This is a genomic window from Bradyrhizobium sp. SHOUNA76, from assembly GCF_023006445.1.
Lineage (GTDB): Bacteria > Pseudomonadota > Alphaproteobacteria > Rhizobiales > Xanthobacteraceae > Bradyrhizobium.
The window spans coordinates 1-9,701 of sequence record NZ_JALBHA010000214.1 but is presented as its reverse complement, the minus strand read 5'-3'; the positions used below and the strand labels follow the sequence as shown (position 1 = coordinate 9,701).

7 protein-coding genes and 1 pseudogene are annotated in these 9,701 nt (G+C 65.9%); 3 read left to right on the top strand and 5 right to left on the bottom strand.

Going from position 1 to position 9,701, the window contains the following annotated elements; all coding sequences use genetic code 11:
• Window positions 1–361 precede the first annotated feature (361 nt).
• Complete coding sequence (locus MOV74_RS21215; RefSeq protein ID WP_246926308.1) at window positions 362–1,663, bottom strand: MFS transporter; 1,302 nt, start codon at window positions 1,661–1,663, stop codon at window positions 362–364.
• A 341-nt stretch (window positions 1,664–2,004) separates the two neighbouring features.
• On the opposite strand from MOV74_RS21215, the gene MOV74_RS21210 reads away from it, so the two are divergent.
• From MOV74_RS21210 to MOV74_RS21200, 3 genes are read left to right on the top strand one after another with little or no spacing between them, the layout of a single operon-like run.
• Window positions 2,005–3,219 (top strand): ABC transporter substrate-binding protein, encoded by a 1,215-nt coding sequence (locus MOV74_RS21210; RefSeq protein ID WP_246926306.1) that lies wholly within the window; start codon window positions 2,005–2,007, stop codon window positions 3,217–3,219.
• Window positions 3,220–3,225: 6 nt separating this feature from the next.
• A complete protein-coding gene (locus MOV74_RS21205; RefSeq protein WP_246926305.1) occupies window positions 3,226–4,959 on the top strand; it encodes an FAD-dependent oxidoreductase in 1,734 nt (577 codons plus the stop codon).
• 21 nt (window positions 4,960–4,980) lie between these two features.
• The gene (locus MOV74_RS21200) at window positions 4,981–5,775 is read left to right on the top strand and encodes an IclR family transcriptional regulator (protein ID WP_246926303.1); all 795 of its coding nucleotides are present in this window, start codon (window positions 4,981–4,983) and stop codon (window positions 5,773–5,775) included.
• Window positions 5,776–5,781: 6 nt separating this feature from the next.
• Here the strand turns inward: MOV74_RS21200 and MOV74_RS21195 are convergent.
• The 4 genes and pseudogenes from MOV74_RS21195 to MOV74_RS21180 form a co-directional block, all read right to left on the bottom strand.
• Window positions 5,782–6,565 (bottom strand): annotated as a pseudogene (locus tag MOV74_RS21195) (SDR family NAD(P)-dependent oxidoreductase).
• A 38-nt stretch (window positions 6,566–6,603) separates the two neighbouring features.
• On the bottom strand, window positions 6,604–7,347 hold the full coding sequence (locus MOV74_RS21190; protein WP_246926300.1) for an aspartate/glutamate racemase family protein: 744 nt from the start codon (window positions 7,345–7,347) through the stop codon (window positions 6,604–6,606).
• A gap of 9 nt (window positions 7,348–7,356) precedes the next feature.
• On the bottom strand, window positions 7,357–8,622 hold the full coding sequence (locus tag MOV74_RS21185; RefSeq protein WP_246926299.1) for an FAD-binding oxidoreductase: 1,266 nt from the start codon (window positions 8,620–8,622) through the stop codon (window positions 7,357–7,359).
• Window positions 8,623–8,626: 4 nt separating this feature from the next.
• A partial coding sequence (locus MOV74_RS21180; protein WP_246926297.1) for a thiamine pyrophosphate-dependent enzyme occupies window positions 8,627–9,701 on the bottom strand: 1,075 nt, incomplete at its 5' end.

Sequence of the window (9,701 nt, the reverse complement as noted above, 5' to 3'; positions counted from 1 at the left end):
GGCCCAGCACAACCGCGCCGGATACCGCGCCGAGCGCTGCATCGCCCGCGCGCTCCTGGGCGACCGCGCTCACGGGCACACAGGCCAGCATTGCGACAGCAGTGATCAGAGCTTTGGTCATCGGAGCGCCTCCCTCACGGGAAATCACTCCTGCTCAAATATGGCCGCAGAAGGTTCGCTTGCCGGCCAACAAAAGGCAATCGGCCGGCGGAACCCGGCCGTCGAGCGACGATGGTCTCCCTACAAGAGGTCGTCGTGCCGGGCGCGTCCAGCCTTCGTGGCCGAAGCCGCTTCGGCGGGGCGAAGGCCCGGGCATCCACGTTCCTTGTGCTGCGTGCTACGTCGCGCGAGACGATCCACGTCAGGATTTCAGCGCGTCGCGCGCCGTCTCCGGCGCCATCAGCGTCGCAATGATGGTGATGATCGAGAGCGCGATGATGTAGACCGACACGGCCCAGTACGAACCGGCCCATGCGAGCAGCGCGGCGGCGATCAACGGCGAGAAGCCGCCGCTCAGCGCTGCCGCGACATTGGCCCCCAGCGAGGCTCCGCTGTAACGCACCTGGGTGCGGAACAGCTCGGGCATGAAGGCCGCCTTCGGGCCGAACAGCAGGGCATGCGTCAGCGTCATCGTGACGACGAGCGCCAGCGTGATCAGCGCCGGCTCCCTGGTGTCGAGGAACCAGAATAGCGGAAACGCCAGCGCCACCGAGAACACGCCGCCGGCAAGATAGAGCGCCTTGCGGCCGAAGATGTCGGACAGCCAGCCGGCGAGCGGCAGCGTCGCGAACTCGACGATCGCGGCATAGACCACGGCATTCAGGATCACCTGACGCGGCAGACCGAGTTTTGTCGTGGCGTAAACAACCGTGAAGACGGTGAGGAGATAAGCGAGCCCGACCTCCGACACCGTGATGCCGATCGCCAGCAGAAAACTGCGCCAGTCGCGGCGCAGCACCTCAAGCACCGGCTGCGCCAGCACCTCCTTGCGCTCGACCACCTCCTTGAAGTGCGGCGTCTCCGCAAGCTTGAGCCGCACGATGAAGCCGACACCGACGAGCAAAATGCTGATCAGGAACGGCACGCGCCAGCCCCAACTCAGGAAATCGGCTTCGGGAAGCCTGGTCATCAGGCCGAAAATGCCGGTGGAGGCGGCAACGCCGACGGGAAAGCCGATCTGCACCAGGCTGCCGTAGAAGCCGCGGCGATTGCCGGCATGCTCGATCACCATGACGACCGCGCCGCTCCATTCGCCCCCTAAGCCGATGCCCTGAACGAAGCGCAGCATGACCAGCAGGATCGGTGCCCAGACGCCGATCTGGCTGTAGGTCGGCAGGCAGCCGATCAGGAAGGTGCCGAGCCCCATCGCGATCATGGTTGCAACCAGCATGGTCTTGCGGCCGAGCCGGTCGCCGTAATGCCCGATGATGGCCCCGCCGATCGGCCGCGCCACGAAACCGACCGCGTAGGTCGAGAACGCCGCCAGCGTGCCGACGAATGGATCGAAGCTCGGAAAGAACAGCTTGTTGAAGACCAGCGCCGCCGCCGTGCCGTAGATCAGGAAATCGTACCACTCGATCGCGGTGCCGAGCGCGCTCGCCCACACCACATGCGCCGTCGTCGATTTCTCCGCCCCCGCGGAAATCCCCGTTGCTGCCGTCATGCCCTGCCCCAAGATTCCTGATGGCATCATGGCCAATCACGATGACGGTTGCAACCTGCGGGCGTGTTGGCTCTCACAGGATTGCTACGCGGGATTTGGCGCACCGCTGCTTCAACATTCGTCATTGCGAGGAGCCCTTGCGACGAAGCAATCCAGTCTTCCTCCGCGGAAACAGTCTGGATTGCTTCGCTACGCTCGCAATGACGGCGTGGAAGTCGTTCCGCTTCCCGTCTTTCACCGGCGCTCTCCACTTTTCGCCATTGACAAACTAATTCACCATTATCTAACTTACCGCCAGAATAACCCGCCGTGCCAAGCGGCCAATAAGAGAGGGAACAACCATGAGAGGGCTTCTGGCCTGCGCCATGCTCGCGGCCATGACTTCCGTTGCCATGACGTCAGCCGCGACCGCGCAAGTGTCCGACGACGCGGTGCGGATCGGCGTGCTGACGGATCTGTCGAGCTGGGGCCGCGACAACAGCGGACCGGGCTCGGTGGAAGCCGCGAAGATGGCGGTGGAGGAATTCGGGCCGACCGTGCTCGGCAAGCCGATCGAGATCATCAGCGCCGATCACCAGATGAAGACCGACGTCGGCGTGCAGATCGTGCGCGGCTGGTTCGACAACGGCAGGGTCGACGCTGTCGTCGACATCCCCAATTCCGGCATCGCCATCGCAGTCCACAACATGGTGCGTGAGCGCAATAAGATCGCGCTGCTCTCCGGCCCCGGTGCGAGCTCGCTGACGGACGAGCTGTGCAGCCCGAACACCGTGCACTTCACCTACGATACCTACGCGCTGTCGAAGGTGACGGCCTCGGCCGTCATCAAGGAAGGCGGCAAGTCCTGGTACTTCATCACGGCCGACTATGCCTTCGGCCAGCAGCTCGAGAAGGACGCTACGCGCTTCATCAACGAGATGGGCGGCAAGGTCCTCGGCGGCGTCAAGCATCCGACCAACACCGCAGACTTCTCCTCCTTCGCGCTGCAGGCGCAGAGCTCCAAATCCGACGTCGTCGCCTTCGCCAATGCCGGCCAGGACACCGACAACGCCATCAAGCAGTCCGGCGAGTTCGGCCTGGTGCAGGGCGGTCAGAAGCTGGTTGGTCTCCTGATGTTCGACACCGACGTTCACGCGATCGGCCTCAAGGCCGCGCAGGGCACCTACATGACCACGGCGTCGTACTGGGCCATGGACGAGGCAACCCGCGCCTGGTCGAAGAAGTTCTACGAGCGTACCAAGGTGATGCCGACCATGATCCAGACCGGCGTCTACGGTTCGGTGCTGCATTATCTCAAGGCCATCAAGGCCGCCGGAACCGACGATTCCGCCAAGGTGATGGCCAAGATGCGCGAGCTGCCGATCGAGGATACATTCGTCCATGGCGGACGCTTGCGCGAGGACGGCCGCGTCATCCGCGACATGTATCTCGCCAAGGTGAAGACGCCCGAGCAATCGAAGGAGCCGTGGGACTATCTGGACATCGTCAAGACCGTGAAGGGCGAGGACGCCTTCCGCCCGGTCTCCGAATCCAAATGTCCGCTCTTGAAGAAGTGAAGCCAGATGACCGGCAACGAGCATAGCGCAATTGAGACCTACGAGTGCGACGTGCTCGTGGCCGGATCGGGTTGCTCCGGCATGTCGGCCGCGATCACCGCGCGCCATCGCGGCCTCGACGTCTTGATCGTCGAGAAGGAGCCGCGCTTCGGCGGCACCACTGCCCGCTCCGGCGGCTGGCTGTGGATCCCCGGCACCTCGCTGGCGAAGGCGTACGGCATCGAAGAGACGCCGGAGCAGGCCCGCACCTACTTGCGGCACGAGGCCGGCAACAACTTTGATGCCGCGCGCGTCGATGCATTTCTCAGTGCGGGTCCCGAGGCAGTCGATTTCTTCACCAGCAAGACCGCGCTGCGCTTCGACATGCCGCTGGTCTTTCCGGATTACCACGCGGAGGCACCGGGCGGTGTGCAGGGCGGCCGCTCCATGGTGACGCGCCCGTTCGACGGCCGCGAGCTTGGCGATCAGATCAAGACGCTGGGCATGCCCCTGCCCGAGCTCACCGTGTTCGGCATGATGCTCGGCTCCGGCAAGGAGATCATCCATTTCATGCGGGTGACGAAATCGCTGACCTCGGCGGTTTACGTGGCCAAGCGCCTGTCGCGGCATCTGATGGACGTGCTGCGCTACGGCCGCGGCATGACGCTGACCAACGGCAATGCGCTGGCCGGGCGCCTCGCCAAATCCGCGCTCGATCTGAAGATTCCCATCTGGCTGTCCTCGCCGGTGCGCGAGCTGACGGTCGAGAACGGCACGGTGACCGGCGCCATCGTTTCGCGTGAGGGACGCGAGGTCCGCGTCCGCGCAAGGCAAGGCGTCGTGCTCGCCTGTGGCGGCTTTCCGCATGACGTGGAGCGGCGCCGGAAAATGTTTCCGCATGCGCCGACGGGCAACGAGCATTTCTCGCCGGGCCCCACCGGGAATACGGGCGACGGCCTGCGTCTCGCAGAATCCGCCGGCGGTCATGTCGAGGATCGCCTGCCGAACGCGGCGGCCTGGGTGCCGGTGTCGCGGACGACGCGCAAGGACGGATCCAAGGGCGTGATGCCGCATTTCATCGACCGCGCCAAACCCGGCGTGATCGCGGTGATGCGCGACGGCCGGCGCTTTGCCAATGAGGGCAATTCCTATCACGACTTCGTCCAGGCCATGGTCAAGGCGGCCAGGCCCGGCGAGGAGATCGCGGCCTATCTCGTCTGCGATCACAAGACGCTGCGCAAATATGGCCTCGGCTGCGTGCCGCCCTTCCCGATGCCGCTGGGTCATCACCTCAATACCGGCTATCTCATGCGCGGCGATACGCTGGAGGCGCTGGCGGCGAAGGCCGGCATCGACGCCAAGGCGTTCGTCGAGACGGTCAAGCAGTTCAATGCGACCGCGCCGCTTGGGCACGATGCCGCCTTCGGCAAGGGCTCGAAGGCCTATAACCGCTACCAGGGCGACGCCATGCACGGCCCGAACCCCTGCGTCGCGCCGATCGAGAACGGCCCGTTCTATGCCATCAAAATGGTGATCGGCGATCTCGGCACCTATGCCGGCATCGTCACCGACGAGAATGCGCGGGCGCTCGACGCCGAGGGCCGGGTCATTCCCGGGCTCTATGCCGCCGGCAACGACATGGCGAGCATCATGGGCGGCAATTATCCCGGGGCCGGCATCACGCTTGGGCCGGCGCTGACCTTCGGCTACATTGCCGGACGACACCTCGCCGACAACGCCGCCAAGCGCGACGCGGCGTAAAGCCAAGCGCATCGGAGGCGCATGAAGAGAGAAAGCCGCGGCATCCAGTCGATCGAGGTCGGCGGAGAACTGCTCCGTGCCCTCGCCCGCAGCGGCGAGCCGATGATGCTGCGCGATCTCGCGCGCGAGGCCGGCATGACGCCGGCCAAAGCGCATCCTTATCTCGCCAGCTTCTCCCGCATCGGATTGATCGAGCAGGATGAGACCACCGGCCGCTACGAGATCGGCGCGCTGGCGCTGGAGCTCGGCCTGATCAGCCTGCGCAGGCTCTCCGGCGTGCGGATCGCAAGGCCGAAGATCGCCGCGCTCGCGAGCCAGATCGGACATGCGGTGTCTCTCGCAGTGTGGGGCACACACGGGCCGACCGTTGTCCAGCTCGAAGAACCGGCCCAGCCTGTTCACATCGTGATGCGCGCCGGCTCGGTGATGGCGCTGCTGGAGACCGCCACGGGCCGGGCCTTCGCGGCCTTCCTGCCGGAGAAGACCATCAATGCCGCGCTCGAAAGCGGCCTCGATCGTCACGGCGTCGGTTACAATCCGAAGCGCACGGTGAAGGGCGCCAAGCTCGCCGAGATGCTGACGGAGGTGCGCAAGCACGGCCTCGCCCGCGCGCTCGGCGATCCCCTGCCCGGCGTCAATGCGTTCTCGGCACCGGTGTTTGATCATTCCGGTCACGTCGCGCTGGTCATCACCGCGATGGGGCCCGAAGGCACGTTCGACGCGCGCTGGGACAGCCCGATCGCGCATGCCTTGCGCGACTGCGCTGGGGGCATCTCGAAGCGGTTGGGTCACGGGATGACGGTTGCGGCGGAGTGATATCTCCTACTTTTCCTTCACCGGCACCGTGTAGTTCAGGATCAGCCGGCCGCCATCCGGGTAGATCGTCTGCCCGGTGATATAGGACGCATCGTCACTCGCCAGGAACGCCACGACGGACGCGACCTCGCTCGGCTCGCCGCCGCGGCCGGCTGGCGTCCGCGACATCACGGTCCTGCGGGCATCCTCGGAGGTGTAGATGGATGACGCCACCATGTCGGTCAGGATCGTGCCGGGCCCGACCGCGACGACGCGAATGTTATGCGGGGCGAGCGCAACGGCGGCAACCGAGGTGAGCTGCTTCATGCCGCCCTTGGACATCGCGTAGGTCGCCAGCGCCGGGATCGCCAGCAGCGCATTCACCGAGGACATGTTGATGATGACCCCGCCCCCGCTGCCTTGCGCGATCATCTGCCTGGCGGCCGCCTGCACGCCGAAGAACGCGCCTTTCAGATTGATGCCGATGATCTCGTCGAATTCCTCTTCGGTGATCTCGAGGATGTCCCGGTTGCGGGCGACGCCGGCATTGTTGACCATGATGTCGAGCCGGCCGAATTCCTTCACGGCGGTGGCGACGAGCTGGTCCACGTCAGCGCGCCTGGCGACATTGCCGACGATTGTGCGCAAGGCACCGGGACGAACCGAGCTCGGCGGCGGTCGCCGCCAACCCATCGGCATCGACATCCGAAATCACGACCTTGACGCCATCGTCGAGAAATCGCTGTGCGCAGGCCTTGCCGATGCTGCGCGCTGCGCCGGTGATGGCGGCGACCTTGCCGGACAATTTCATGGGTTCACTCCACGACAGTGACGATCTCGCGGGCGCGTTCACGCAAAAACGCGCGGGCGCAGTCCGGCATGAAACCAGGTGATCATGGAATAGATGTCGTAGACGGGCAACCCAACCTCGGCCTGGAGCGCCGCCGCATAGGGCGGCATGTTGGTGCATTCGAGCACGATGGCGCCGACGTCGGGATTCTCTGCGACGAGCTGCTTGCCGGCCTCGACCACGTCACGCTCGGCCTGCGCGATGTCCATGTCGTCCTTCTCGGCCTTGATCAGGACACGGAAAAATTCCTTGCCGTTCTCGGTGCCGGCCAGCGGCGTATCGAGCGGCACCCCGGCGCCTTCGAGATGGGCCGGCGTCAAGGTCGAGCCCGACACCGTGACGAGACCGACGCGCTTGCCCGGCGGCAGGGTCGCCTGCACCCACGGCACCTGCATCAGCGACGAGGTCGCAACGGGAACGCCGACCGCCGCCGCGATCTCCTTCTGGAACAGCGAGAGGAAGCCGCAATTGGTGGTGATGGCCTCGGCGCCCAGCCGCACCAGATCTTTCGCCGCATCGATGAAGTCGGGCAGCAGGCCCGCCGCGCCCTTCAGCACCACTTTCTCCGGCGATGCCCCACTCACCACGCGATACAGCACGGGGAACGGCCAGGTTGTGCCGTTGCCCATATCGCCGGGAATGCGGGGGAAGCGCGCTTCCAGCATCAGGATGCCGAGCGGCGCGCCGTAGATGGCCTTGCCGCCACGGGCGATGCGGGAGGACGAATTGGCTGAACTGGTCATGCTGCGACCTCAGAGGAAACGATCGGGCGCAAACGGCGCCAGCGGAATCTCAGGCGGCTTGCCGCTTACGAGCTGGGCGACGAGCCGGCCGGTACGGGCCGAGCCGACCAGGCCGACATGGCCGTGGCCGAAGGCATAGACGACGTCGCGCGAGGCGCGCGCATAGCCGATGCAGGGACGTCCGTCGGGCATGCTCGGCCGGTGCCCGAACCAGGTTTTGACGCGCGACGTCGGAATGTCCTTCGGCAGTTTGGGGAACATGCTGACGAGGTGGTTACGCAAAATCTCCGCGCGCTTCCAGTTCGGCGCGGCCTCGAGGCCCGCGATCTCGACGGTGCCGGCGGCGCGCAGGCCCTTGTTGGTCCAGTTCACCACCATCTTGGCGTCCGACGCCATCATCGAGCTGCGCGGCCCCGATTCCGGGTTCTCGATCATGACGTGATAGCCGCGCTCGGTCTCGAGCGGCAGCGGATCGCCGATCGAGGCCGTGAGCTGCTTCGACCGGGCGCCCGCGGCGATCACCGCGGCATCGCAGGCGATCTCGCCGGTCTCGGTGACGACCGCGACGAGCTGATTGCCGGAAAGCTTCAGGCCCGTCGCCTTGGCGCGCACGAATTTTGCGCCACTCGCCAGCGCATGGTTGGCGAGCGCGGCGACATAAGCGCCGGGATCGCGGCAGCGGCCGGCCTCCTCCACCACCACGCCAAAGGTGTAGCGCGGATGCAGATCAGGCTCGCGCTGACGCATCTCGTCGGCGGAAAGCTCCAGCCATTCGACGCCGACCTTCTTGCGCAGGCGCCAGCCGAGATCGTTGTCAAAATTGCCGCGCGATGGGAAGACATGCATCACGCCGTTGCGCTCGATCAGTTCGGGCACGCCCGCCTCGTCCGCGAGCTTCCGGTGCAGCAGCGGCGCGTCCTTCAACAGATCGCGCAATGCGAAGGCCGTCGTCTCGACCCGCGCCTCGGTCCAGCCCGAGCGCAGATACTTGATCAGCCAGGGCAGCGCCCTGGGCAGGTAGGACCAGCGGATCGCGAGCGGCCCGAGCGGATCCATGAGATAGCCCGGCACCTTCTTCCAGATGCCAGGCTCGGCCGGCGGAATCACCGAATGAGACGACAGCCAGCCGGCATTGCCATAGCTCGCCGCCTGTTCGCCGCCGGGCTCGCCCGGATCGATCAGCGTGACGCGATGGCCCTCGCGCAGCGCCTCGATGGCGCTGATCACACCGACCGCGCCGGCACCGATGATGGCGACGTGGCGGCCGGTCGTCATCGCTTTAAGCCTTCACCGCGGGAGCAAAATCCTTGCCGACCGAGATCGCCCTGGGATCGATGATGCAGTGGAGGATCGACGGCTTGCCGGAGGCCAGCGCGCGCTCGAACGCCGGCGCGAATTCCTCGGTGCGCTCGACGCGCTCACCATGGCCGCCGAATGCCTTTGCGTACATCGCGAAATCAGGGTTCTTGAGCTGGGTGCCGACGACGCGGCCGGGATAGTCGCGCTCCTGGTGCATGCGGATGGTGCCGTATTGCGAATTGTCGACGACGATGACGACCAGGGCTGCGTCATATTGCACGGCCGTCGCGAACTCCTGGCCATTCATCAGGAAGCAGCCGTCGCCGGCAAACGCGACGACGGTTCGGTCCGGATATTGCCGCTTCGCAAGCACCGCCGCCGGCACGCCATAGCCCATCGAGCCGGAGGTCGGCGCGAGCTGGGCCGCAAAGCTGTGGAAACGGTGATGGCGATGGATCCAGCCGGCATAATTGCCGGCGCCGTTGCAGACGATGGCGTCCTTCGGCAGGCGGTCGCGCAGCCAGGTCATGACCTGGCCGTACTGGAAGGCGCCCGGCAGTTCGCGCGCCTTCTCGGTCCAGGCGAGGTAATCGGCATGGGCCTTGGCGGCCTCGCCCTTCCAGGCCACCGCGTCCGAGGGCTTCAGCGTCTCGACTGCGGCCGCGAACGCCGCGGGCGTTGCCTGGATCGCCAGCGCCGGCTGATAGACGCGGCCGAGCTCTTCCGAGCCCGGATGGACATGGATCAGCTTCTGCTGCGGCGTCGGAATATCCAGCAGCGTGTAGGACGAGGACGGCATCTCCGACATGCGGCCGCCGATGAGCAGGATGACATCGGCGCCGTCGATGCGCGCCTTCAGGCCCGGGCTCGGCCCGATGCCGAGATCGCCGGCATAATGCGAATGGTCGGCATCGATCAGCGAGGCGCGGCGGAACGAGGTCGCGACCGGCAGGTCGAACCGCTCGGCAAAGCGCGCGATGCTCTTGGTGGCCTCTTCCGTCCAGCGCGAGCCGCCGAGGATGACCAGCGGCGCCTTGGCGCTCGCGAGCATGGTG